Source organism: Mycobacterium hippophais (assembly GCF_027529605.1).
Lineage (GTDB): Bacteria > Actinomycetota > Actinomycetes > Mycobacteriales > Mycobacteriaceae > Mycobacterium > Mycobacterium arseniciresistens.
In genome coordinates this window covers 743,138-767,500 of record NZ_JAPZPY010000001.1, presented here as the reverse complement: position 1 = coordinate 767,500, position 24,363 = coordinate 743,138, and the positions used below count along the sequence as shown (strand labels likewise).

Annotated in this window: 27 protein-coding genes and 4 tRNA genes; 23 read left to right on the top strand and 8 right to left on the bottom strand. The window is 69.7% G+C overall.

The genetic code is table 11. From position 1 onward, the window contains the following. Positions 1-63: 63 nt before the first annotated feature. The gene (locus O6P37_RS03805) at positions 64-648 is read right to left on the bottom strand and encodes a TetR/AcrR family transcriptional regulator (protein WP_269892793.1); all 585 of its coding nucleotides are present in this window, start codon (positions 646-648) and stop codon (positions 64-66) included. 71 nt (positions 649-719) lie between these two features. Between O6P37_RS03805 and O6P37_RS03800 the strand changes: the two genes are divergently transcribed. The 6 genes from O6P37_RS03800 to O6P37_RS03775 all read left to right on the top strand — a co-directional run bounded on the left by O6P37_RS03800 (position 720) and on the right by O6P37_RS03775 (position 5,827). Beyond that, on the top strand, positions 720-1,724 hold the full coding sequence (locus tag O6P37_RS03800; protein ID WP_269893162.1) for an oxygenase MpaB family protein: 1,005 nt from the start codon (positions 720-722) through the stop codon (positions 1,722-1,724). A gap of 52 nt (positions 1,725-1,776) precedes the next feature. Continuing rightward, the gene (locus O6P37_RS03795) at positions 1,777-3,207 is read left to right on the top strand and encodes a PE-PPE domain-containing protein (RefSeq protein ID WP_269892792.1); all 1,431 of its coding nucleotides are present in this window, start codon (positions 1,777-1,779) and stop codon (positions 3,205-3,207) included. Positions 3,208-3,216: 9 nt separating this feature from the next. After that, positions 3,217-4,386, top strand: coding sequence for a protein kinase domain-containing protein (locus O6P37_RS03790; RefSeq protein ID WP_269892791.1), 1,170 nt, complete (start codon positions 3,217-3,219; stop codon positions 4,384-4,386). 29 nt (positions 4,387-4,415) lie between these two features. Next, positions 4,416-4,685, top strand: coding sequence for a hypothetical protein (locus O6P37_RS03785; RefSeq protein WP_269892790.1), 270 nt, complete (start codon positions 4,416-4,418; stop codon positions 4,683-4,685). A gap of 141 nt (positions 4,686-4,826) precedes the next feature. Continuing rightward, complete coding sequence (locus O6P37_RS03780; RefSeq protein WP_269892789.1) at positions 4,827-5,171, top strand: ArsR/SmtB family transcription factor; 345 nt, start codon at positions 4,827-4,829, stop codon at positions 5,169-5,171. Further along, positions 5,171-5,827 (top strand): cation transporter, encoded by a 657-nt coding sequence (locus tag O6P37_RS03775; protein ID WP_269892788.1) that lies wholly within the window; start codon positions 5,171-5,173, stop codon positions 5,825-5,827. The genes O6P37_RS03780 and O6P37_RS03775 overlap by 1 nt, the downstream gene beginning before the upstream one ends. 6 nt (positions 5,828-5,833) lie before the next feature. On the opposite strand, the gene O6P37_RS03770 is transcribed toward O6P37_RS03775, so the two are convergent. After that, positions 5,834-5,909, bottom strand: a tRNA-Lys gene (locus O6P37_RS03770). A gap of 120 nt (positions 5,910-6,029) precedes the next feature. Between O6P37_RS03770 and O6P37_RS03765 the strand changes: the two genes are divergently transcribed. The 6 genes from O6P37_RS03765 to O6P37_RS03740 all read left to right on the top strand — a co-directional run bounded on the left by O6P37_RS03765 (position 6,030) and on the right by O6P37_RS03740 (position 9,283). Next, positions 6,030-6,102 (top strand) — tRNA-Glu (locus O6P37_RS03765). A gap of 39 nt (positions 6,103-6,141) precedes the next feature. Further along, a tRNA-Asp gene (locus O6P37_RS03760) sits at positions 6,142-6,218 on the top strand. 38 nt (positions 6,219-6,256) lie between these two features. Further along, positions 6,257-6,330, top strand: a tRNA-Phe gene (locus O6P37_RS03755). Between the two features lie 31 nt (positions 6,331-6,361). Next, positions 6,362-6,964, top strand: coding sequence for a TetR/AcrR family transcriptional regulator (locus O6P37_RS03750; protein WP_269892787.1), 603 nt, complete (start codon positions 6,362-6,364; stop codon positions 6,962-6,964). 30 nt (positions 6,965-6,994) lie between these two features. After that, positions 6,995-7,594, top strand: a complete 600-nt coding sequence (locus O6P37_RS03745) for a TetR/AcrR family transcriptional regulator (protein ID WP_269892786.1) — start codon at positions 6,995-6,997, stop codon at positions 7,592-7,594. A 129-nt stretch (positions 7,595-7,723) separates the two neighbouring features. Then, positions 7,724-9,283, top strand: coding sequence for a phytoene desaturase family protein (locus tag O6P37_RS03740; RefSeq protein WP_269892785.1), 1,560 nt, complete (start codon positions 7,724-7,726; stop codon positions 9,281-9,283). Positions 9,284-9,286: 3 nt separating this feature from the next. On the opposite strand, the gene O6P37_RS03735 is transcribed toward O6P37_RS03740, so the two are convergent. Then, the gene (locus O6P37_RS03735; protein ID WP_269892784.1) at positions 9,287-10,657 is read right to left on the bottom strand and encodes a WS/DGAT/MGAT family O-acyltransferase; all 1,371 of its coding nucleotides are present in this window, start codon (positions 10,655-10,657) and stop codon (positions 9,287-9,289) included. Between the two features lie 89 nt (positions 10,658-10,746). Between O6P37_RS03735 and O6P37_RS03730 the strand changes: the two genes are divergently transcribed. After that, on the top strand, positions 10,747-11,730 hold the full coding sequence (locus tag O6P37_RS03730) for an NAD-dependent epimerase/dehydratase family protein (protein ID WP_269892783.1): 984 nt from the start codon (positions 10,747-10,749) through the stop codon (positions 11,728-11,730). Here the strand turns inward: O6P37_RS03730 and O6P37_RS03725 are convergent, their stop codons facing one another. Further along, positions 11,731-11,898: a hypothetical protein gene (locus tag O6P37_RS03725; RefSeq protein ID WP_264013914.1), complete on the bottom strand. Its 168-nt coding sequence runs from the start codon at positions 11,896-11,898 to the stop codon at positions 11,731-11,733. Between the two features lie 50 nt (positions 11,899-11,948). Continuing rightward, complete coding sequence (locus O6P37_RS03720; protein WP_269892782.1) at positions 11,949-12,302, bottom strand: UBP-type zinc finger domain-containing protein; 354 nt, start codon at positions 12,300-12,302, stop codon at positions 11,949-11,951. Positions 12,303-12,324: 22 nt separating this feature from the next. On the opposite strand from O6P37_RS03720, the gene O6P37_RS03715 reads away from it, so the two are divergent. The 6 genes from O6P37_RS03715 to O6P37_RS03690 are packed head-to-tail and all read left to right on the top strand — an operon-like array spanning position 12,325 to position 15,949. Continuing rightward, on the top strand, positions 12,325-12,771 hold the full coding sequence (locus O6P37_RS03715; RefSeq protein WP_269892781.1) for an SRPBCC family protein: 447 nt from the start codon (positions 12,325-12,327) through the stop codon (positions 12,769-12,771). A 34-nt stretch (positions 12,772-12,805) separates the two neighbouring features. Then, positions 12,806-13,252: an SRPBCC family protein gene (locus O6P37_RS03710; protein WP_269892780.1), complete on the top strand. Its 447-nt coding sequence runs from the start codon at positions 12,806-12,808 to the stop codon at positions 13,250-13,252. A 6-nt stretch (positions 13,253-13,258) separates the two neighbouring features. Then, positions 13,259-13,699 carry an SRPBCC family protein gene (locus tag O6P37_RS03705; RefSeq protein WP_269892779.1) on the top strand — a complete coding sequence of 147 codons (441 nt, stop codon included), beginning with the start codon at positions 13,259-13,261 and terminating at the stop codon, positions 13,697-13,699. A gap of 33 nt (positions 13,700-13,732) precedes the next feature. Next, positions 13,733-14,479: an alpha/beta fold hydrolase gene (locus O6P37_RS03700; RefSeq protein WP_269892778.1), complete on the top strand. Its 747-nt coding sequence runs from the start codon at positions 13,733-13,735 to the stop codon at positions 14,477-14,479. 54 nt (positions 14,480-14,533) lie between these two features. Continuing rightward, entirely contained in the window at positions 14,534-14,977 is a 444-nt protein-coding gene (locus tag O6P37_RS03695; RefSeq protein WP_269892777.1) for an SRPBCC family protein, read from the top strand. Positions 14,978-15,031: 54 nt separating this feature from the next. Then, entirely contained in the window at positions 15,032-15,949 is a 918-nt protein-coding gene (locus tag O6P37_RS03690; RefSeq protein WP_269892776.1) for a TIGR03564 family F420-dependent LLM class oxidoreductase, read from the top strand. A gap of 3 nt (positions 15,950-15,952) precedes the next feature. On the opposite strand, the gene O6P37_RS03685 is transcribed toward O6P37_RS03690, so the two are convergent. Beyond that, complete coding sequence (locus tag O6P37_RS03685) at positions 15,953-17,122, bottom strand: pyridoxal phosphate-dependent aminotransferase (protein WP_269892775.1); 1,170 nt, start codon at positions 17,120-17,122, stop codon at positions 15,953-15,955. Between the two features lie 56 nt (positions 17,123-17,178). Here O6P37_RS03685 and O6P37_RS03680 point away from each other — a divergent pair, with 56 nt between their 5' ends. The 4 genes from O6P37_RS03680 (at position 17,179) to O6P37_RS03665 (ending at position 23,320) form a co-directional block, all read left to right on the top strand. Continuing rightward, entirely contained in the window at positions 17,179-18,279 is a 1,101-nt protein-coding gene (locus tag O6P37_RS03680; protein WP_269892774.1) for an alkene reductase, read from the top strand. 125 nt (positions 18,280-18,404) lie between these two features. Continuing rightward, entirely contained in the window at positions 18,405-19,616 is a 1,212-nt protein-coding gene (locus O6P37_RS03675) for an acetyl-CoA C-acetyltransferase (RefSeq protein WP_269892773.1), read from the top strand. A 4-nt stretch (positions 19,617-19,620) separates the two neighbouring features. Then, positions 19,621-21,765 (top strand): 3-hydroxyacyl-CoA dehydrogenase NAD-binding domain-containing protein, encoded by a 2,145-nt coding sequence (locus tag O6P37_RS03670; protein WP_269892772.1) that lies wholly within the window; start codon positions 19,621-19,623, stop codon positions 21,763-21,765. Between the two features lie 79 nt (positions 21,766-21,844). Then, positions 21,845-23,320, top strand: a complete 1,476-nt coding sequence (locus O6P37_RS03665) for a class I adenylate-forming enzyme family protein (protein WP_269892771.1) — start codon at positions 21,845-21,847, stop codon at positions 23,318-23,320. Here the strand turns inward: O6P37_RS03665 and O6P37_RS03660 are convergent. Then, complete coding sequence (locus O6P37_RS03660; protein WP_269892770.1) at positions 23,293-23,892, bottom strand: class I SAM-dependent methyltransferase; 600 nt, start codon at positions 23,890-23,892, stop codon at positions 23,293-23,295. The two genes, O6P37_RS03665 and O6P37_RS03660, sit on opposite strands and share 28 nt — an antisense overlap. 5 nt (positions 23,893-23,897) lie before the next feature. Continuing rightward, positions 23,898-24,323: a pyridoxamine 5'-phosphate oxidase family protein gene (locus O6P37_RS03655; protein ID WP_269892769.1), complete on the bottom strand. Its 426-nt coding sequence runs from the start codon at positions 24,321-24,323 to the stop codon at positions 23,898-23,900. Positions 24,324-24,363 lie beyond the last annotated feature (40 nt).

Below are 24,363 nucleotides of genomic sequence, written 5' to 3'. Positions count from 1 at the left end.
CCCACCCGTCGCGCCGCATTTCCGGCGTCACTCCGCTCGTGTACCCGCCTGCGGCGGGTGTTCTCAGTATTCGGCCACCCGGCTGAGCAGCATGTCGACGCAGTAGTCGATGAACTGCTCGCGGGTGGCCTTCAGTCTTCCGTCGAGGTAAGCGGTGAACAGCGCCGTCAGCGCTCCGATCAGTCCTGTCGCGACCATCGCCTGCAGCGCTGGATCGGTGATCCTGGTCAGCTTGCGCTGCAGCAGGTCGATGAAACTGGGCATCCATTCCGCGCCCGATTGGACGAGCACGGGTTCCGATTCCGGCGCAAGCAGCAGCACGCGACCGCGGGCGGGGTCGTCGACCATCAGCGCGACGAACTGTTCCACCGCATCGCGCGGCGTCTCCGCGCTCGTCAGGGCCGCCATCGCCCGGGCGCAGACATCGTCGTAGACCGCGCGGACGTACTCGTCGCGGTCGCCGAAGCTCTCGTAGAAGTAGCGCTCGGTCAGGCCGGCCTCCCGGCACACCGCCCGCACGGTCAGCGCCGGGCCGCCCGCACTGCCGAGCAGTTTCACCCCGGCGGCGACCAGGTCGTCGCGACGCAGCGCCTGGCGATCCTGCAGTGGAACGCCCGACCAGCGGCCGCGTCGTTGACCGGAGGGCACATCACTCCCTATGCTCGATGTGACAACACGCGTAGTCAAAATGGCTTCTGGCGTCGATGGGACTGATACCAGTGACTCAAGATACTTCTGCGGCCAGTCCGCTGACCAGCGAATCGCCGCTGGCCACCGGCTGCCCGGTGGCACCGGGCGGCTACGACGCCCCGCCCTCGCCGCTCGGCCCCGATTCCCTGACGTGGAAGTACTTCGGCGACTGGCGGGGACTGCTGCAGGGACCGTGGGCCGGGTCGATGCAGAACATGCACCCGCAGCTGGGCGCCGCGGTCGAGGAGCACTCGACGTTCTTCCGCGAGCGGTGGCAACGGCTGCTGCGCTCGCTGTACCCGATCGGCGGCGTGGTGTTCGACGGCGACCGCGCGCCGGCCACCGGAGCCGAGGTGCGCGACTACCACACCGACATCAAGGGCGTCGACGACCAGGGCCGCCGCTACCACGCCCTGAACCCCGACGTCTTCTACTGGGCGCACTCGACGTTCTTCGTCGGCACGCTCATCGTCGCCGAACGCCTCTGCGGCGGCATCACCGAGGCGGAGAAGCGTCAACTGTTCGACGAACACGTCGAGTGGTACCGGATGTACGGCATGAGCATGCGGCCGGTGCCGGCGACGTGGGAGGACTTCCAGGTCTACTGGGACCACATGTGCCGCAACGTGCTGGAGAACAACTACGCCGCGCGCGCTGTGCTCGACCTGACCGAGTTGCCCAAACCGCCGTTCGCGTCGGCGATGCCGGACTGGATGTGGCGGCTGCAGCGAAAGATGTTGGCGCCGTTCTTCGTCTGGTTCACCGTCGGCCTGTACGACCCGCCGGTGCGCGACCTGATGGGCTACACGTGGTCGGCCCGCGACGAGTGGTGGCACCGGCGCCTCGGGGAGGCGGTGGGCAAGGTGTTCCGGCTGGTGCCCGAGCGTCGACGGATGCATCCGCGGGCGCGCGCAGGCCTGGACCGCGTCAGGGGCCGCATCGCGCCCGACGCGCCGCTGGTGCACACCCCCGCCCGAAACCTGCCGCCCCTGGACTGCCGCGGCAAGTCGACGCACTACTGCCCCGAGGTCTGACACTTCCGACAAATCGCCGGTGCCGTGCAGCAAACTGCGGCACCATGCCCTGATGCGCGTGTCAGCGAACATCATCCGTGTGACGAAGGCGGCCGGCGTCGCACTGACGACCGTCCTCGCCGTCTGGGCGCTGGCGGTGACGTCGACCATCTCCGCGGCGGTGAACCTGCTGGCGACCACCGTCCTCGCGATGACCGGCACCTTCACCTCGACGCCGTACCCGGCCTACGAGGACATGGTCGCGAACCAGTACGTGCGTCCCGCGCTGGGACCGGGATACGCCTATCCGATCGGCGTCACCACCCCCGAGCAGGCCTGGCCCATCACCGGCCTGTTCGACCTCACCTTCGGCGCTTCGGTGCGCAAGGGCCTCGGCGACCTGGAGGACGCCATCGCCGACCAGCGCGAGGGGGACCCCGACAAGCCGTTGCTCATCTTCGGGTACTCGCAGAGCTCGGTGATCATGATCGAGGAGCGGCGCAGGCTCGACGCCTACTACGCCGCGAACCCGCAGCTGACCCCGCCGCCGACGCAGTTCATGTGCATCGGCTGCCTCAACCTGCCCAACGGCGGCGTGATGGCCCGCTACGCCGGCGGCTACATCCCGCTGATCGACTTCTACTTCAACGGCGCCGCGTCGCCCGACACGCGATTCCCGACCACCATGGTGACCAATCGCTGGGACGGCTTCGCCGACTCGCCGCTGTACCCGCTGTGGTTGCCGTCGACGGTCAACGGCGTGCTCGGGATGGTCTACGCCCACACCGAGTACGACGAGTGGAATCTCGAGGACAACGAGGAGTACTTCGTCGGCCGTGAGGGCAACACCGACTACTACTTCCTGCCCAACGACAAGCTGCCGCTGTTCGGGCCGGCACGCTCGCTCGGCGTGCCCGAGGAGGTGATCGACGTGTTCGAACCGTTCTTCACCGAACTCGTCGAACTCGGCTACGACCGCGACATCCCACCCTGGGAGGCGACCCGGGCCCGCCTGGTGCCACGCATCGACCCGTTCACCGCGATCCCCAAGCTGGTCCGGGGGATCGACGAGGGCATCGACAATGCCCTCGAGCTCATCGGCCCGCCGGCCGACGTCCGCATCCCGGCTCCGGAGCGGCCCGCGTCGCCCCCGGACGAAATCCACTCCACCGCAAGCGATGTCGCGGAGACAATCTCACCCGCGCCCGCCGCGGACGAGCTGAAGGCGCAGGCGGGGGAGATCCCCGGCGAGAAGGTGATCGTCGACGAGGAGCCGGTCAACCCCAAGGCGTCGCGCGTCGGGCGTCCGCAGGTCCGTGCCGACGGACCGGGTGAAGTGCGCTCGAAAGTGCGCAGCTTCCTGAAGCGGGGCCACGAGAAACGGGAGCGGGTCCTACGGCCGAAACGGGAGTCGGCGTCGGACGAGTCCGAGTCGGAGGAGTCCATCGACAACGACAGGTCCGAGTCCGCGGGCGACACCGACGCCGGCGAAGCAGCCAGCTAGGTTGGGCTCATGACGGCCCCCGAGCTTCTCGGCGGCCGCTACGAGTTGCGAGGCGTCCTGGGCCGGGGCGGCATGGCCGAGGTTCGCGACGGCTGGGACACCCGCCTCGACCGTGCGGTCGCGATCAAGCTGATGCACCCCGTGCTCGGGGCGCAGCCCGAAACCCGGACCCGATTCGAGTCCGAGGCCCGTTCGGCCGCGGCGCTCAACCACCCGCACATCGTGGCCGTGCACGACAGCGGCGAACACAACGGGATGCCGTTCATCGTCATGGAGCGGCTGTCCGGCTTCTCGCTGGCCGACCAGATCGCGCGCGGCCCACTGTCGGTGCCGATGGCGCGCAAGGTGCTCGACGACGTGCTCGACGCACTGACCGCCGCGCACGACGCCGGCATCCTGCACCGCGACATCAAACCGGGCAACATCCTGTTCACCCCGTCGGGTGCGGCCAAGGTGACCGACTTCGGCATCGCGAAGACCGCGGCGGCAGGCGTGACGATGACCGGCCAGATCGTCGGCACGATGGCCTACCTCAGCCCGAACCGGTTGATGGGCCACCCGGCCACACCGGCCGACGATCTGTACGCGGTCGGCGTGGTCGGTTACGAAGCGCTCGCCGGCAGGCGTCCGTTCCTGCCGGAACACCCCGGCGCACTGGCCCGCGCGATCATGGACGAGCAGCCGCCCCCGCTGCGTTCGCTGCGTCCGGACGTCGACCCGGTGCTCGACGCGGTGATCGAACGTGCGATGGCCCGTGACCCGGGACTGCGCTTCCACAACGCCCGCGCGATGCGTGCGGCACTCGCCGGCACCGTGCCGGTGGCCGCGCCGGGCCCGCCGGGACCGATGGGCACCCGGGTGCTCGACACCCCGGTGCCGCCGCCCTCGATGATCGCTGCGCCGCCGCCCCGCCGGTCGGGTCCCGACCGCAGGCTGCTGTGGATCGGTGCGGCGGTCGCGGCGCTCCTGCTCGGCGTGATGCTCGCGGTGTACGAGGCGGGCACCTCGTCGAATTCGCCGCCGCAGCCCGCCACCACCAGCACGCCGGTCACCACGACACCCACGCCGCCGCCGACGACGACCACCACCACGGTGGCTCCGGTCGAGCCCGGGCAGCAGGGCCCGCCGTTCGACCGGCCGGGCAAGAAGCCCAAGCGCGACGGCGACGGCGACGACTGACCTCCCGCGCGCCGAGTTAGCGTGAGCCCGTGACCAAAGGCGGCTTCTGGCTCAATGCCGTCCTCGCGTCGGTGGGGATCGTCGCGTTCGTGGTGCTGGCGGGGGTGTTCGGCTACAAGTGGCTCGGACGGGACGAGCCGAACGACGCCTACTCGTGTGGCAGCGGGACCCGGGGCGGCACCTGCTTCAGCGGTGAGACCACGAACATGGTGCTCACCTGTGTCTTCGCCGGCATCGCGGTGATCGGGATCGTGCTCTTCGTGAGGTCCGTGCGCTCGCATTGGCGCAGCCTCAGGTAGTTCGGCGTGGCGTGGCTCGTGCGTCGATCAGGTGCGCCGAATGTGAAGCCATGGCGAAGATCGGGCCGATTTTCCGCCATGGCTTCACATTCGCGGCAAGCTGCAGACCCCTGATACAGATACCGCTGTACTATCGGAAGTGTGGAGACGCTGCAGCACACCGATGCGCTGGCCCGGTTCGGTCACGCCCTGTCCGACACCACGCGGACACGCATCCTGCTGCGCCTGAACCGGGCCCCCGGGTATCCCTCCGACCTGGCCGATGAGATCGGAGTGTCGAAGCAGATCCTGTCGAATCACCTGGCCTGTCTGCGCGGGTGCGGTCTGGTGGTGGCGGTGCCCGAGGGCCGTCGCGCGCGCTACGAACTCGCCGATCCCCGCATCGGACATGCGCTGGCCGATCTGATGGGTCTGGTGCTGGCCGTAGATCCCGCCTGTCGTTGTTCGGGCGCGGACGGCCGCGAGTGCGGGTGTGGTTGCGGCTGATGGCATCTCCGCTCACCGCTGCCCGCCGCGACCTGCTGTCCAGACGCATCCGGCTGTTCGTCGCCGCGACGATCTCGTACAACGTCGTCGAGGCGATCGTGGCGATCACCGAAGGCGCTCGGGTGTCGTCCACCGCGCTCGTCGGCTTCGGGCTCGACTCGGTGATCGAGGTGTCCTCGGCGGCCGCGGTGGCGTGGCAGTTCGCCGGCCGCGATCCCGAGGCCCGCGAGAAGATCGCGCTGCGGATCATCGCGTTCTCGTTCTTCGGTCTGGCGACGTATGTGACCGTCGACGCGGTGCGGGCGCTGCTGGGCGCCGGTGAGGCGCGGCACTCGACGGTGGGCATCGTGCTCGCGGCGCTGAGCCTGATCGTCATGCCGGTGCTGTCGTACGCGCAGCGCCGAGCGGGCCGCGAACTGGGCTCGCTGTCGGCGGTCGCCGACTCGAAACAGACGCTGCTGTGCACCTACCTGTCGGCGGTGCTGCTGGTCGGACTCGTGCTCAACAGTGCCTTCGGGTGGTCCTGGGCCGACCCGGTCGCCGGCCTGGTGATCGCCGGCATCGCAATCCGGGAGGGCGTCAACGCGTGGCGCGGTGAAACGTGCTGTGCGCAACCGGTCGGCGGCGGCACGGGCCGGGACGACTGCTGCGACTGATGATCGTGGTGCCCCCACCAGGGCTCGAACCTGGGACCTGCGGATTAAAAGTCCGTAGCTCTACCAACTGAGCTATAGGGGCGCGGTGAAACACAATACCGGGCCGCCTGACGGGCCCCATTTGAGGATTCGGGAGCCGGTAATCTAAGCTATCGAAGCTCACAACGTCCGCGTTGTGAGTACCCCGAAGAGATTCGGCTTGGCCCCCTTCGTTTAGCGGCCTAGGACGCCGCCCTTTCAAGGCGGTAGCGCGGGTTCGAATCCCGTAGGGGGTACGACGCACCGGCGGCGACGTCGGTGTGGCACTACAGCAAGGCCCTGTGGCGCAGTTGGTTAGCGCGCCGCCCTGTCACGGCGGAGGTCGCGGGTTCGAGTCCCGTCAGGGTCGCCATCCGGCGAGGCATACCGGTCGTCAGGCCGGTGCCTTCCGGCCAGGTAGCTCAGTTGGTACGAGCGTCCGCCTGAAAAGCGGAAGGTCGCCGGTTCGATCCCGGCCCTGGCCACTCAGCAGGGGCGGACGCGAAGGAACAGGCAGTGATCGCCGATCGGCATGGCGGCCGGCAGGACGCCGGCGGCTTCCGGCAGCGGTTGCTCGACGCGCTCGAGGCGTCCATCGCCGAGGACGGATACCAGAAGACCACCATCGCCGGCATCGTCCGTCGTGCCCGGACCTCACGCCGGACCTTCTACGAACACTTCGAAGACCGCGAAGCCTGCTTCGTCGCGCTGCTCACGGCCGCCAACGACGAGCACATCCGCAGCATCTCGGCGGCCGTCGACCCGACCACTGCCTGGCAGCACCAGGTGCGTCAGGCGATCGTGGCGTGGATCGCCTCCGCGGAGTCGCGTCCGGCGCTGATGTTGAGCTGGATCCGCGACATGCCGTCGCTCGGCGCGTCCGCGCGCCGGTTGCAGCGCGACGTGATGGACAACTTCGTCGACATGGTGCAGGCGCTCGGCGGCACGGACCGCTTCCGCGCCGCCGGCATCGGGCCGGTGTCTCGCCAACGGGTCATCATGCTGCTCGGCGGGCTTCGCGAGCTGACCGCCATCACCGTCGAGGACGGCGGCCGGATGAGCGACGTCACCGAGGAGGCCGTCGACGCGTCGATCGCCCTGCTCACGCCGACACCCTGACCGCTGCGCGCAGGCGGGTACGTTACCGGCATGGCCCGGCCGGCTCAGACCATCCGCAGCGAGCGCACCCGCGACGCGCTGCGCCAGGCCGCGCTCGTGCGCTTCCTCGCCCAGGGCGTCGAGGACACCTCGGCCGAACAGATCGCCGCCGACGCGGGGGTGTCGCTGCGGACGTTCTACCGGCACTTCGCGTCCAAGCACGATCTGCTGTTCGCCGACTACGACGCCGGGCTGCAGTGGTTCCGCGCCGCGCTGGCCGACCGCTCCGCCGACGAATCGCTGGTCGACTCGGTGCATTCGGCGATCCTCGCGGCGCCCTATGACGTCGACGCCGTCGCCAAGATCGCCGCGCTCCGGTCCGAGGAACTCGACCCCGGCCGCATCGTGCGGCACATTCGTCAGGTCGAGGCGGACTTCGCCGAGGCGGTCGAGGAGCACCTGGCCCGGGACCGCCCGCCGCCCGTGGACGCCGACGAGCGGCTGCGACTCACCGTCACGGCGCGCTGCATCGCCGCCGCGGTGTTCGGGGCGATGGAGATGTGGATGCTCAGCGAGCCGCGGTCACTGCCGGAGCTGGCCCGGTTGTGCCGCGCCGCGCTGGAGTCGCTGCGCGGCGGCATCATCGACTGACGGCTCTCGATTTTGCACGTAGGGCTGTGCGCCCACGCCGATCGCAGCCCTGAGTGCAAAAACCAGCGCCGCCCGCCGCAAGTTTCGTCAATATTGACAAAACATGCGCCGCCGTGTCAGCCTCAGCCGATGGCGGATCATGACGCGATCGTCGTCGGCGCGGGCCACAACGGACTGACCGCGGCAGCGCTGCTGCAACGCGCCGGCCTGCGCACCGTGTGCCTTGAGGCCAAACGCTACGCGGGCGGAATGGCCTCCACCGTCGAGCTTTTCGACGGCTACCGGTTCGAGATCGCCGGCTCGGTGCAGATCCCCACCGCCGCGACGGTGAGCCGCGAGCTGGGTCTCGACACGCTGCCGACCGTCGACCTCGACGTGATGTCGGTGTCGCTGCGCGGTGTCGGCGACGACCCGGTCGTCTACTACACCGACCCGATGCGGCTGTTGACCCACCTCAACGAGGTGCACGGCGCCGAGGCGGTCAACGGCATGGCGGGCCTGATGGCCTGGAGCCAGGCCCCGACCCGCGCGCTCGGGCGCTTCGAGGCCGGCCGGCCACCGAAGACGCTCGACGAGATGTACGCCTGTGCCACAGACGAGTTCGAGCGCTCGACGATCACCGACCTGTTGTTCGGCTCGGTCACCGACGTGCTCGACCGCTACCTGCCCGACCGTGAGAAGCACGGCGCGCTGCGCGGCATGCTGGCGCTGCTGGCCGTCAACACCACCTATCGCGGGCCCGCCACCCCCGGCACCGCCGCGGCACTCGCGTACGGCTTCGCCGTTCCCGACGAGAACACCCTGCTGGTGAAGAAGCTGCGCGGCGGCATCGGTGCGCTCACGTCGCATCTGCAGGACGTGTTCACCTCCGCCGGAGGGGAAGTGAGACTGCGCGCCGACGTCGCCGAGATTTTGGTGGATGACGGCCGGGTTGCCGGCGTGCGCCTCGAGGACGGCACGCGGCTGGCCGCGCCGGTGGTGGTGTCCGCCGTCGCGCCCGACCTCACGGTGACGCGACTGCTCGACCCCGCCGCGATACCGGCCGACATCCGCGCCAGGTACGCCCGCGTCGACCACCGCGGCAGCTACCTGCAGATGCACTTCGCCCTCGACGGCACACCGGAATTCGCCGCACCCTACGAACTGCTCAACGACCCCGCCATGCAGTCCAACATCGGCATCTTCAGCACCCCGGAGGAACTGCAGCAGCAGTGGGAGGACTGCAGGCACGGCGTCGTGCCCGCCGACCCGTCGATCGCGCTGCAGATCCCCTCGGTCAACGACCCCACCCTGGCGCCGCCGGGCAAGCACGCCGCGTCGGCGTTCTCGCTGTGGTTCCCGGTCGAGCAGGGGGAGTCGGGCTACGGCGAGATGAAGACCGAGATGGGGCGGCGGGTGATCGAGAAGATCTGCCGCATCGCACCCGACTTCGAGTCCCGCATCATCCGGCACACCATCTTCACGCCCAAACACATGGGCACCATGTTCGGCGCCCCCGGCGGCGACTACTGCCACGGCCTGGTCCACCCCGAGCAACTGGGCCCCAACCGCCCGGGCCCGAAAGGCCATGTGGATCAACCGCTTCCGGTGCACGGCCTGTACCTGGGCAGCGCCGGCTGCCACGGCGGCCCCGGCATCACCTTCGTTCCCGGCTACAACGCCGCCAAGCAGGCGCTGGCCGACGCCTGAGACTCAGACGCCGGTCGCGCGCTCCAGATCCTTGAGCGAATCCTCGAGGTGGCCGAGCAGACGCTGCAGATGCGGCACGCTGCCTCTGGCGCCCACCAGCCCGAAGTCCAGGTTGTCTGCGTTGTTCGCCACCGTGATGTTCACCGCCTGGCCGTCCAGCGCGATCGACAGCGGGTAGTTGCCGTCGAGGCGGGCGCCGCGCCAGTACAGCGGCTCCCTGGCCCCCGGAACGTTGGAGATGACGATGTTGAACGGCGGCGGCGCGGCCGACACGAAGCCCGGCACCGCACCGAGACCGAGCGGGGCGATCATCGTCGCCGACAGCGCCAACTGCTGCACGCGCGGCAACTGCGTGAAGACCTTCTTGTTGTTGCGCATCGACGTGCTGATGATCTCGAGGCGCTTGGCGGCATCGGCCGTGTCGGTGGCGAGGTTGCACAGCACCACGCCCGTCATGTTGCCGCCGGTGTCGGCCTCCTCCTCGGTGCGCAGGCTCACCGGGACCATGGCGATCAGGGGCGCGTCGGGCAGCGCGTTCTGCTCCAGCAGGTAGGCGCGCAGCGCGCCGGCGCTCATCGCGAGCACCACGTCGTTGACCGTGACGCCGGCCGCCGACTTGACCGCGCGCAGCCGTTCCATCGCCCAGGACTGCGCCGCGACCCGCCGGGCGCCGCCGATCGGGACGTTGAACATCGTCCGCGGCGCGCCGTACGGCAGTTGCAGCTGCTGTTCGAGCAGCGCCGAGCGGGCCAGTGACAGCGTCGAAGGAGCCAGCGCGGCAACCGATCCCAGCCGGCGGCCGAGAGCCTGCAGCGGGGACGATGACGGCTGTTCCAGCTCGGCCCTGCGCTCCTTGCGCGGCAGGTTCCACGGCACCCGCACCTTGGCGTCGTCCGGGTCGGTCGACAGCGTGCGCTGGGTGAGCTTCAGCGCCGACACCCCGTCGATCAGCGCGTGGTGGAACTTGACGTACACCGCGAACCGGTTGTCGTTGAGGCCCTCGATGAGGTGGGCCTCCCACAGTGGCCGGTGCCGGTCGAGCAGCGCCCCGTGCAGCCGCGAGGTCAACTCGAGCAGATCGCGCACCCGGCCCGGCGTCGGCAGCGCCGACCGCCGCAGGTGGTAGTCGAGGTCCACCTCGTCGTCCTCGGCCCACGCCAGGTTGGCGATCCCGCCGAGCAGCGTCCCCGGATGCTTGCGGAAGGTCGGGTGGAACTCGGTCTGCTCGATCATCTGCTGATGAATCTCCCGCAGGAACTCCGGGCCCGAGACGCCGTCCGGCGGTTCGAACAACTGCAGGCCGCCGACATGCATGGGGTGCTCGCGGGATTCGACGAGCAGGAACATCGAATCGGTCGGCGAGATGAGCTTCATCGCACTCCTCTGAGGTAGGTGTCCTTTCTATTCCCTGCGGGCCCGGTTCTCAACGTTTCACCCGATCGGGCGCCGGGAAAGACCTGGGGATGTCACTTCGCGTCGCTGTCACGGGCCCCACCGGAGAGATCGGCAAGTCGGCGGTGGACGCGCTGGAGCGCCACCCCGACGTCGAGCGGATCATCGGGATGGCCCGCAGACCCTTCGACCCGGCGGCGCGGGGCTGGACGCGTACCGAGTACCGGCAGGGCGACATCACCGACCGGGCGGCCGTCGACGCGTTGGTGGCCGACGCCGACGTGGTGGTGCACCTGGCGTTCATCATCATGGGCTCGCGCGCCGAGAGCGCGCGGGTGAACCTGGCGGGCACCCGCAACGTCTTCGAGGCGACGGTGGCCGCCGAGCGGCCGCGCCGGCTGGTGTACACCTCGTCGGTGGCGGCCTACGGCTACCACTCCGACAACCCCGTGCCGATCACCGAGGACGTCCCGCCCCGCGGCTCGCCCGAGCACTACTACTCGGAGCAGAAGGCGGCCTGCGAGGCCGCCCTTGCCGAGATCACCGACGGCTCCGGCCTCGAGGTGTTCGTTCTGCGCCCGTGCATCGTGGCCGGCCCCGACGCGCCCGCGCTGGCCGAGGTGATGCCGTGGAACCAGCTGCCGGGCCCGGTCCGCCGCGCCACCCGGATGTTCCCGTTGCTCAAACCGCCCTTCCCGGACCCCGGCACGCCGCTGCAACTGGTGCATCACGACGACGTGGCCGACGCCATCGCGCTGGCCGCGACGAGTGCGGCGCCGCCGGGGGCGTACAACATCGCCGGCGACGGCGTGCTGTCGATGTCCGACGTGGCCGACGCACTCGGTGCGCGGCCGGTGCGGGTTCCCAGAGTCACGGTGTCGGCGGCGTCGGAGGTCGTCGCGCGGCTGCCCTTCGTGCCGTCGGTGCTGGAATGGCTGCACATCGGCCGCACGTCGGTGGTGATGGACACCACCCGAGCGCGCACCGAGCTGGGTTGGACGCCGAAACATTCTGCCGCCGAAACGCTTTCGGCACTCGCCGAGTCCTACAGATGACTACTGGGTGGGATCGCCGGTGTCGGCGGGACCGCCGGGTGTCGCACCGCCCTCGCTGGACCAGTCGACCCGGTCGTCGGCGCCCTCGGCGGGATCACTGATGACGTCGTCCTTGGCCTGATCGGAACCCTTGTCGGTCTCGCTGGTGTCCGGCTTTTCCTTGCTCACCGGCGCTGAATACCCTGGTCACCGGGATCGGAAACGGCTCGCGCCGCGCTTCAGTCCCGGCCGTTGCGCAGCTGCTCGGCCCAGTCCTTCGGGACCCTGCCGCGCGGGCCCGGAACCGTCTGGTCGGCCGGACGGCTGTGCGGCGCGGCGAGTTCCGGGCCGTCGTAGTAGTCGTCGGTCGTGAAGTTCCAGAACCAGTCCTCGCCCGGTTCGAAGGACTGGATGATCGGGTGCCCGCTGCCGCGCCAGTGCGCCGAGGCGTGCCGGGCGGGCGAATCGTCACAGCAGCCGATGTGCCCGCATGCCGCGCAGCGCCGCAGGTGCACCCACCAGCCGTCGTCCGCTTCGCATTCCACACAACCGGTTCCGCTCGGCGGCACCGCGGGATCGACCGCTTCAGTCATGCGCGCAGCCTATCGTCAACGGATGGCCGTCACGCTGCGTCGCGAGGTGATCATCGAGGCCGGCGTCGAGGAGATCCTCGACGTCATGCTCGACCTCGAATCGCTGCCGCAGTGGTCGCCCGCGCACGAGAGTTCGGAGGTGCTCGAGCGCGACGACCGGGGCAGGCCGCTGCGCAGCAGGGCGACCGTGCAGACCGTCGGCATCACCGACGAGACCGAGATCGCGCTGACCTATCACGACGACGGATACGGCTGGACCCTGGTCAGCTCGACGTGGCAGCGCTCGCAGGACGCCCGCTACACGCTCGTCCCACAGGGCGACCGGACACTGGTGCGCTTCGAGGTGACCGTCGACCCCGTCATGCCGATGCCCGGGTTCATGCTCAAGCGGGCGGCCAAGGGCGTGATCGACACGGCGACCGACGGCCTGCGCTCGCGCGTGCTCGCGGTGCGGAAGCGGGGGAAGTAACCCGCCGCGCCGGCACGCTGACTATGGTCACGCCATGGCCGTCAGCGATTCCCGTGAAGTGCTCGTCGAAGCGACCGCCGAGGAGATCCTCGACGTCATCGCCGACGTCGAATCGACCCCGGACTGGTCGCCCCAGTACCAGAAGGCCGAGGTCCTCGAGGCCTACGACGACGGCAGGCCGCACCGGGTGAAGATGAAGGTGAAGTCCGCGGGCATCTCCGACGAACTGGTCGTCGAGTACACCTGGACCGACGCGAGCGCGAGCTGGACACTCGTGTCGGCCGGCCAGCTCAAGGCGCAGGACGGCAAGTACACGCTCACCCCGGAGGGGGACAAGATCCGGCTGCGGTTCGACCTGACCGCGGATCCATCGGTGCCGATCCCCGGCTTCATCCTCAAGCGGGCGCTCAAGGGCGCGATGGAGACCGCGACCGACGGACTGCGCAAGCAGGTTTTGAAACTGAAGAACGGTGGCAACTAGCCCACCATGGCCATCACCGAGACCCGCGAGATCCTCATCGAGGCGACTCCGGACGAAATCCTGGAAGTACTTTACGATCTCGAATCGCTGACCGAATGGTCGTCGGCGCACCAGGAGGTCGAGATCCTCGAACGTGACGACGAGGGCAGGCCGAAACGCTCGCGGCAGGTCGTGAAGATCGTCGGCGTCAGCGACGAGCAGGTGCTCGACTACACCGTGCACGACGACGGCGTCAGCTGGACGCTCGTGGAATCGAAGCAGCAGAAGGGCCAGGACGCCCGCTACACCCTGACCCCGGAGGGCGACGGCACCAAGGTGCGGTTCGAGCTCACCGTCGACCCGCTGGTACCGCTGCCCGGCTTCCTGATCAAGAAGGGCGCCAAGGGTCTGCTCGACACCGCCACCGAAGGCCTGCGCAAGCGGGTGCTGAAGGTCAAGAAGTCCTGACCGCGGCCGTCGCGCCGTGCCAAGATCAGGACCATGACCATCGTCCTGGTGCACGGCAATCCGGAGACCGACGCCCTGTGGGATCCACTGGTCGACGCGCTGGGGCGTGACGACGTGGTGCGGCTGTCGCCCCCGGGTTTCGGCGCCCCGCTTCCCGACGGCTTCGCCGCGACGTTCACGGCGTACCGGGACTGGCTGGAAGACGAGCTGACGCGTATCGACGGCCCGATCGACCTCGTCGGTCACGACTGGGGCGGCGGCCACGTGGTGAACGTGGTGATGCACCGCCCGGAGCTCGTGCGTAGCTGGGCCAGCGACGTCCTCGGACTGTTCGACCCCGATTACGTCTGGCACGACATGGCGCAGGTGTGGCAGACCGAGGGCGAGGGCGAGAAGCTGGTCGACGACCTGCTCGGCGGAACGGTGCGCGAACGCGCAGAGCGGATGGCCACGTTCGGCATACCGCTGGAGACGGGCGAGAAGATCGCCGCCGGGCAGGGGCCGGAGATGGCCCGCGCGATCCTGCTGCTGTACCGCTCGGCGCGCCAGCCCGCGATGGCGCAGGCCGGCCGCGACCTGGAGAAAGCCGCGGCCCGCCCAGGCCTGTCGATCCTCGCGACCGATGACCCCTTCGCACGTCCCGGACCGTCGCGCGGGCGAGCCGCCGACCGGGCCGGGGCGCGCACCGAGGTCCTCGACGGCCTCGGACACTGGTGGATGGTGGAGGATCCGGCCCGCGGGGCGGCCGCCCTCAGCGACTTCTGGGCGACGCTCGACTGACGCGCTCGCCCGAACCCCGACCCTGCGCGGCGGCCCAGGGCTACATTTGCCGGTATGGCCGTTCGCGCGTCCAAGGAAGCAGTGATCGACGCCTCCCCGGAGGCGATCCTGGACGTGCTCGCCGACATCGAGGACCTGCCGGCCTGGTCGTCGGTGTACAAGAACGTCGAGGTGCTCGACCGCCATCCCGACGGCAGGCCGTTCCACGTGCGGGCCACGCTGCGCCTGATGGGCATCACCGACAAGGAGATGCTCGAATACCACTGGGGCAGGCACTGGGTCGTGTGGGACGCCGCCGACACCTTCCAGCAGCGCGGCCAGCACGTCGAGTACAACCTCACCCCCGAGGGCGACCGCACCCGGGTGCGCTTCGACGTCATCGTCGACCCGTCGGCCCCCATCCCGGAATTCCTGATCAAGCGGGCCAAGAAGATCGTGCTCGACTCGGCGATCGAGCAGCTGCGCCGACGGGTGCTCAGTAGGACTCGCGCCGAATAGGACTCGCGCTGATCCGAACGGAATGAGCGCACGGCCGTCCCGGTTGGCACTGACATGCCGACCGGAGTAGTCATCCATCCCCGACCCGACGCCGCCAACGCGGTCGACGACGCCGTGGCACAGGCCACCGCCGCGCAGCGGGCAGGTGTCACGCAGGTGTGGCTGGCCCAGCGCGTCGATCACGACGCCATCGCGCTGGCCGGCCTGATCGGCGCCGCCGTGCCGGGCCTCGGCGTCGGGACGTCGGTGGTGCCGATCAACCCCCGGCATCCGCTGCTGATCTCGTCGGCGGCGCAGACCGCGCAGGCCGCCGCGCACGGCAACTTCAGCCTCGGCCTCGGGCTCGGCGCCCACGAACCCGAACGGCTGGCGTTCGGCGCGACATGGCCCGACCCGGTCGGCCGGCTGCGCGAACACCTCACGGTGCTGCGTTCGCTGCTCGACACCGGCACCGTCGACTTCCACGGCGAGGCGATCACCTCCAGCCCGGCGTGGCCCGCGACGGTGGCGGGCGGCACCCCGGTGCCCGTCTACGTCGCGGCCATGGGACCCAAGGCGCTGCACGTCACCGGCGAACTCGCCGACGGGACACTGCCCTACCTCGCCGGGCCGCGGACCATCGCGGACTTCATCGTCCCCACCATCAACCGCGCCGCAGCCGACGCCGGCAGGCCACGACCGCGCGTCATCGCCATGGTGCCGGTGTTCGTGACCGACGACCCCGGCAGCGTGCACGAGGCCGTTGCCGCGGAACTCGGCTTCTACAACGAGATCCCGTCGTATCAGAAGATCCTGGCGCGCGAGAATGTCTCCGGCGCAGCGGAACTCGCGGCGGTCGGGCCTGCCGAGTCGGTGCTGCGGCAGCTGCGCCGCTACCTCGATGCAGGCGCCACCGATGTCGCGCTCGCGCCGGTGGGTCCGGTGGACGACCGCGCCCGCGAGGCGCTGTGGTCGGTGGCCGCCTCGCTCTGAACCTCAGCCGCGCAGCACCTGCAGCCGGCGGATCGCCTCGTCGAGGGTGTCGTCGCGCTTGCAGAACGCGAACCGCACCAGGTGGCTCCACGCGTCGGCGTGCGCGGCGGCGGGATCGCAGAACGCGGACATCGGGATCGCGGCCACACCGGCGCGCTCGGGCAGCTCCGCGCAGAACGCGGTGCTGTCGGTGTAGCCCAGCGGACGCGGATCGGCACACAGGAAGTAGGTGCCCGAGCTGGGGTGCACGTCGAAGCCGAGGTCGACGAGCGCCGATCCGAGCCGGTCGCGCTTGGCCTGCAGCGAGTCGCGCAACGCGGCCACCCACGCGTCCTCGTGGTCGAGGGCGTGGGCCACCGCCGGCTGGAACGGCGCACCTCCGACGTAGGTCAGGTACTGCTTGGCCGCACGCACCCCGGCGATGAGATCCGCTGGGCCGCAGGCCCACCCGACCTTCCAGCCGGTGACGTTGAACATCTTGGCGGCACTGGAGATCGTGATCGTGCGCGCCGCCATCCCGGGGTAGTTGGCCAGCGGCAGGTGCGTGCGTCCGTCGAAGACGAGGTGTTCGTACACCTCGTCGCTGATCACCAGAAGGTCGTGGGCGACAGCCAGTTCGGCGATGGCGGCCAGTTCGGCATCGCCGGCGACCATGCCGGTGGGATTGTGCGGCGAGTTCAGGATCAGCGCCCGGGTGCGGGGTGTCACCGCGCGGCCCAGCGCGTCGACGTCGATCGCGAAGCCGTCACCGACCTGGGCGAGCGGCACCGCGACCCGGTGGCAACCCGCCATCGCTAGGACGGGGGAGTAGGAGTCGTAGAACGGCTCGATCAGCAGCACCTCGGATCCGGGCTCGACCAGGCCGAGCACCGCCGACGCGATCGCCTCGGTGGCGCCGACCGTCACGAGCACCTCGGTGTCCGGGTCGTAGACGGTGCCGAAGTGGCGTTGGCGCTGTGCGGCGATCGCCTTCCTCAGCGGCGCGATGCCGAGGCCGGGCGGGTACTGGTTGTCCCCGTCGGCGATGGCGGCCCGGGCGGCCTCGAGCATGGCCGGCGGGCCGTCCTCGTCGGGGAATCCCTGGCCCAGATTGACCGCGCCGATGCGGGCGGCCAGCGCCGACATCTCGGCGAACACCGTCACCGCGAAGGGGCGCAGCCGCGAAACCGTCATGGCTGCCGAGCGTAGCCGCGGGAATGAACCGCGGTGTCCCGGCACTTGTTGCCTGCGTGACTTTCCAACTCGCTGCCGACGCCACGCTCCTCACGCCGATCCAGGTCGGTGACACCCCGGTCGCGAACCGGCTCTTCATGGCGCCCCTGACGAGGTCGCGCGCCGACGCCGACGGCACGCCGTCCGACCTGGCGGCCACCTACTACGCGCAGCGCGCGTCGGCGGGCCTGATCATCAGTGAGGCCACCGCGGTGTCACCCGGCGCGGGCGGGGCGTACCCGAACACCCCCGGCGTGTTCACCGACCGGCAGCAGTACGCGTGGGCCGGGATCGCCGAGGCCGTGCACGCCGCGGGCGGCAGGATGTTCCTCCAGCTCTGGCACGTCGGCCGGATGGGCCACCCCGACCTCAGCGGCACCGAGACGGTGGGCCCGTCGGCGGTCGCCGCCGACCTGGACGCGCGCACTCCGCAGGGCCGCAAGCCACTGCCGGTGCCGCGCGCACTGGCGGTCGACGAGATCGGTGAGATCGTGGCAGCGTTCCGCGTCGCCGCCCGCCGGGCCGTCGACGCAGGCATGGACGGGGTGGAGATCCACTCGGCCAACGGCTACCTGCTGCACGAATTCCTCTCCGACGTCGTGAACCGGCGCACCGACTCCTACGGCGGATCGGCGGCCAACCGCGCCCGGCTGACCGCCGAGGTGGTCGAGGCGGTCGTCGACGAGATCGGTGCGGGCCGGGTGGGCCTGCGCATCTCGCCCGGGAATCCCGCGGGCGACATGCGTGAGGACGACGTGGTCAGTGCCTACGAGGCGCTGCTGGCTCGCATCACGCCGCTGGGCATCGCCTATCTGCACGTGCTCGTCGACCCCACCACGCCGCTGTTCGGCACGCTGCGGGCGCTGTGGTCGGGGACGTTCGTGCTGAACACCGGGCGTGACACCGGCACCGACTTCTGCCAGCTGGAGAGCTTCGCCGACTGGGGTGCGATCAGCGCCGCCGCCGTCGGGCGGTCCTACCTGGCCAACCCGGACCTGATCGACCGGTTGCTGCTCGGCGCCGAACTCAACGAGCCCGATCCCGCGACGTTCTACGCCCCCGGGCCGGTCGGCTACATCGACTACCCGACGCTGGAAGCGCAGCGCCAGACCGCCTGACACTTTCTCGGCGAGCAGACGTAGATTCGCACGCCTGAGTGGCGAATCATGCGACTTTGCGTCTGCTCGCGGGAAAGGGTGACCGCCCAACCAACAGGTTGGTTTAGGCTGTTACGCTTCGCTTCATGTCTGAAGAAGCCTTCATCTACGAGGCGATCCGCACTCCCCGCGGCAAGGGGAAGAACGGCTCGCTGCACGAGATCAAACCCGTCAACCTGGTCGTCGGCCTGATCGACGAGCTCCGCAGCCGCCATCCCGACCTCGACGAGAACCTGATCAGCGACCTGATCCTCGGGGTGGTGTCGCCCGTCGGCGATCAGGGCGGCGACATCGCGCGCACCGCCGCGCTGGTGGCCAAGCTGCCCGAGACCACGGGTGGCTTCCAGCTCAACCGGTTCTGCGCGTCCGGCCTGGAGGCCGTCAACACCGCGGCGCAGAAGGTCCGCTCCGGCTGGGACGATCTGGTGCTCGCCGGCGGCGTCGAGTCGATGAGCCGTGTCCCGATGGGCTCCGACGGCGGCGCGTGGGCCACCGACCCCGAGACCAACTACCGCATCGGCTTCGTCCCGCAGGGCATCGGCGCCGACCTCATCGCGACCATCGAGGGCTTCTCGCGCGAGGGCGTCGACGCCTACGCGCTGCGCAGCCAGGAGAAGGCGGCCGCCGCATGGTCGGGCGGCTACTTCGCCAAGTCGGTCATCCCGGTGAAGGACCAGAACGGCCTCGTCGTCCTCGACCATGACGAGCACATGCGCCCGGACACCACCCCCGAGGGCCTGGCCAAGCTGCGCACCGCCTTCGACGGCGTCGGCGCGATGGGCGGATTCGACGACGTGGCGCTGCAGAAGTACCACTACGTCGAGAAGATCAACCACGTCCACACCGGCGGCAACAGCTCCGGCATCGTCGACGGCGCCGCGCTGGTGCTCGTCGGGAGTGAGAAAGCCGGCACGTCGCAGGGCCTGACCCCGCGGGCGCGCATCGTGGCCACCGCCACCAGCGGCGCCGATCCGGTCATCATGTTGACCGGCCCGACCCCGGCCACCAAGAAGGTGCTCGACCGGGCCGGCCTGACGGTCGACGACATCGACCTGTTCGAGCTGAACGAGGCCTTCGCCTCGGTGGTGCTGAAGTTCCAGAAGGACCTGAACATCCCCGACGAGAAGCTCAACGTCAACGGCGGCGCCATCGCGATGGGCCACCCGCTGGGCGCCACCGGCGCGATGATCACCGGAACCATGGTCGACGAGCTCGAGCGCCGCAACGCGCGCCGGGCGCTCGTCACGCTGTGCATCGGCGGCGGCATGGGTGTCGCGACCATCATCGAGAGGGTTTAAGAGCATGGCAGAGAACACCATTCAGTGGGACAAGGATGCCGACGGCATCGTCACCCTGACGCTGGACGACCCGACCGGTTCGGCCAACGTGATGAACGAGCACTACCAAGAGTCCATGAACAAGGCCGTCGAACGGCTTGTCGCCGAGAAGGACTCGATCACCGGCGTCGTCATCGCCAGCGCGAAGAAGACCTTCTTCGCCGGTGGTGACCTCAAGGGCATGATCAACCTGGGTCCCGAGAACGCCGCCGAGGCGTTCGAGATGGTCGAGGCCGTCAAGGCCGACCTTCGCAAGCTGGAGACCCTCGGCGTGCCGGTGGTCGCCGCCATCAACGGCGCCGCGCTCGGCGGTGGCCTGGAGATCGCGCTGGCGTGTCACCACCGCATCGCCGCGGACGTCAAGGGCGTGCAGATCGGCCTGCCCGAGGTCACCCTGGGCCTGCTGCCCGGTGGCGGCGGTGTCACCCGCACCGTCCGGATGTTCGGCATCCAGAAGGCGTTCATGGAGATCCTCAGCCAGGGCACCCGGTTCAAGCCGGGCAAGGCCAAGGACGCCGGCCTGGTCGACGAACTCGTCGGCAGCGTCGAGGAACTGGTGCCCGCCGCGAAGGCGTGGATCAAGGCCAACCCGGAGAGCCACACCCAGCCGTGGGACCAGAAGGGCTACAAGATGCCCGGTGGCACCCCGAGCTCGCCCGGCCTCGCCGCCATCCTGCCGTCGTTCCCGGCGCTGCTGAAGAAGCAGCTCAAGGGTGCGCCGATGCCGGCCCCGCGGGCGATCCTCGACGCCGCGGTCGAGGGTGCGCAGGTCGACTTCGACTCGGCCAGCCGCATCGAGAGCCGCTACTTCACCCAGCTGGTCACCGGCCAGGTCGCCAAGAACATGATCCAGGCGTTCTTCCTCGACCTGCAGTACATCAACTCCGGCGGCTCGCGGCCCGACGGCATCGAGCCGGTCAAGATCGACAAGATCGGCGTGCTCGGCGCCGGCATGATGGGCGCGGGCATCGCCTACGTCTCGGCCAAGGCCGGCTACGACGTCGTGCTCAAGGACGTGTCGATCGAGGCCGCCGAGAAGGGCAAGAACTACTCGGAGAAGATCGAGGCCAAGGCACTCGAGCGGGGACGCACCACAGAGGAGAAGTCCAAGGAGCTGCTGGCCCGCATCACGCCGACCGCCGACGCCGCGGACTTCAAGGGCGTCGACTTCGTCATCGAGGCCGTCTTCGAGAGCCAGGAACTCAAGCACAAGGTGTTCCAGGAGATCGAGGACATCGTCGAGCCCAACGCGCTGCTCGGCTCGAACACCTCCACGCTGCCGATCACCGGTCTGGCGACCGGCGTGAAGCGCCAGGAGGACTTCATCGGCATCCACTTCTTCTCACCGGTCGACAAGATGCCGCTGGTGGAGATCATCCGTGGCGAGAAGACCTCCGACGAGGCGCTGGCCCGGGTGTTCGACTACACGCTGGCCATCGGCAAGACGCCGATCGTCGTCAACGACAGCCGCGGCTTCTTCACCAGCCGCGTCATCGGCACCTTCGTCAACGAGGCGCTGGCCATGCTCGGCGAGGGCGTCGCGCCGGCGAGCATCGAGCAGGCGGGTTCGCAGGCCGGCTACCCGGCACCGCCGCTGCAGCTGTCCGATGAGCTCAACCTCGAGCTGATGCACAAGATCGCCACCGCGACCCGCAAGGGTGTGGAGGACGCGGGCGGCAGCTACGAGCCGCACCCGGCCGAGGCGGTCGTCGAGAAGATGATCGAGATCGAGCGGCCCAGCCGCCTCAAGGGCGCCGGGTTCTACGAGTACGTCGACGGCAAGCGGGTCGGCCTGTGGCCGGGCCTGAAGGAGACGTTCAACTCGGGCAGCACCGAACTGCCGCTGCAGGACATGATCGACCGGATGCTGTTCGCCGAGGCGCTCGAGACGCAGAAGTGCCTCGACGAGGGCGTGCTCACCACCACCGCCGATGCGAACATCGGCTCGATCATGGGCATCGGCTTCCCGCCGTACACCGGTGGCTCGGCGCAGTTCATCGTCGGCTACGAAGGTGCGGGCGGTGTCGGCAAGGAGGCCTTCGTGGCCCGGGCCAAGGAGCTGGCCGCCAAGTACGGCGACCGGTTCAACCCACCGGCCTCGCTGAGCTAGTTCTCCCGAGCAACACAGGATCCCCCGAAACCGCTGGGTTTCGGGGGATTCTGCGTCTGCTCGGCGTTAGCCTCCAGGCGTGGCCGACTTCACCGAGACGTTCGCGGCAGGGCTGAGGGGCTACGGCGCCGGGCCGTGCCTGGAGTTCGAGGGCAGGTGGCACACCGGCGACGAGATCGTCGCGCACGCCGACGCGGTGACCGCCGCACTGCGGGACGCCGGTGTGGGCCAGGACGCCCCGGTCGGGCTGGTGGTGCGGAACCGGCCATGGCATGCGGCGACCATCGCGGGCCTGCTCGCCGACCGGCGCTGGGTGTCGATGATCTATTCCTTCCAGTCGCCGGAGGCGATCGCCCGCGACGTCGAGTCGCTCGACCTGGCCGCGGTCGTGGCCGACGCCGAGGACTGGACGGCACCGGTGCTGGCGGCCGCCGCACGCGCAGGCACTGCGGGAGTGGCGATCTCACCCGCCGGCGCCGAGATGCTCGACGGCCTGACCCGGGTGACCGGTGCGCACCCGACCCGGGCCGGCGCAGGCCTGCAGATCCTCACCAGCGGCACGACCGGCCCGCCGAAACGGCAGTCCATCGACACCACGGTGCTGGAGCGCACAGTGTTCAGCGTGACCGGCGGCCGGTCCGCCTCCCCGCAGGATCCACCGGAGCTGTCCTACTGGCCGTTCGGCGGAATCGGCGTGTGCCAGTTGATCACCGGCTTCTACACCGGCCGGCGGATCGTGCTGCTCGAGAAGTTCGGCGTCGACGCCTGGGTGCGGGCCGTGCGGACGCACCGCATCGCGCGGTCGGGTGTGCAGCCCGCGGTGGTGCGAATGCTGCTGGACGCCGACGTCGACCCCGAGGACCTGTCCTCGCTGCAGTACATCATCAGTGCCTCAGGCCCGCTCGACTCGCGGACCCGAGACGAGTTCGAGCGCCGGTACCGGATACCCGTGCAGTTGGCCTACGGGGCAACGGAATTCGCGGGTTCGGTGTGCGCGTGGACGCCGGAACTGGTGGCGCGCTACGGCGACAGCAAGCGGGAGAGCGTGGGCAGGCCGCTGCCCGACACCGAGGTGCGCGTCGTCGACCAGGACAGCGGCGCCGAGGTGCCCATCGGTGAGCAGGGCGTGCTCGAGGCGCGCATCCCGGTGATCACGCCGGACTGGATCCGCACCACCGACGTCGCGTCGATGGATGCCGACGGCTTCGTCACGCTGCACGGCCGCACCGACGGCGCGATCATCCGCGGTGGCTTCAAGGTGCTGCCGGAGACGGTGCGCCGGGTGTTGTTGTCGCACCCCGGTGTTCGGGACGCATGCGTGGTCGGTGTGCGGGACGCACGGCTGGGGGAGGTGCCGTTCGCGGCGTTCGAACCCGCGCCGGGCCGGCCCGTGCCGACAGAGCAGGAACTGCAGGACCTGGTGCGCGAGTCGTTGCCCAGGCACCACGTGCCGGTCGCCGTCCTCGCGGTCGAGGAGCTGCCGCGCACAGCGTCGCTGAAGGTCCGGCTGCCCGACGTCGCGGCGCTCTACGAGCCGGTGCGCGCGAACACGTAGTAGCGGGCCGGGTCTCTGCCGTTGTGGTCCATCGCCGACTCGGAGCCCGAGTCCAGCAGCGTCCAAGCGGCGGCGAAGCGGCGCTGCACCTCCGCGGGGTCTATGCCGGGGACTCCGAAGGAGCTGCCAGGCCGGAATGCGACGATGAGCAATCGGGCTTCGGGGGCGGCGACGGCGGTGACCTCGCGGACATAGGCGTCCCGGTCGGCGTCGCTCATGCCGTGCAGGCAGCCGTTGTCCACGATCAGGTCGAAGCCGGTGCCGACACCCTCGCTGGTCAGCCGGGTGGCGTCGGCCCGCACGAAGCTCGACGTCACCTTCGCGGCGGCAGCCTTCGCCCGCGCCCGGTCCAGCGGACGGGCGAGGTAGTCGACCCCGGTGACGTGCCAGCCGTGCTTCGCCAGGTAAATCGAGGTGTCGCCGGTCCCGCAGCCGATGTCCAGCGCCGTGCGCGCAGGGAGCGCCGACTCGCCCTCCACCAGCGCACGCAGGCTTTCGGCCAACGGGTGGCCGTCCCACGGCGTGAAGCCGAGGCGGTAGAACACACGGAACAAAAGCTGTCGCGACGACATGGCGGTCAGAACGAGCCCATGTCCGCCGACAGCCAGTGCTCGGGGGTGAGGTGGATGGCGACGTGCTCGCCGAGATTCTCTTTGGCGAACGCCAGGTACTGCTCGGCGGCGTCTCCGGAGAGGTAGCGGCGGGTGACCTCCTCCATCAACTCGTCGGTGCCGGGCTCGATGCGGCTGACCGGGCCGTCCACGGCGACATAGCGGGTGGTGGGCTCGACCCGCTCGACCATGAGGGAGAAGTGGCCGGCCGCCTCGATGAGCCGGTGCTTGCGGGAGCCCGCGCCGGTGAGCACCCACGGCTCACCACCGGGGCGGTACTGGTACCAGATCGGCACGGTCAACGGGCCGCGGCCGGTGCCCGCGGACACCGACAGGGCGGCGACGTGCGGTTCGGCCAGGAACTGTTCGCGTTCTTCTCTGCTGAGGGCCATGATCGCGACGGTACCCACGGCCACCGACAGCCTCGATGCG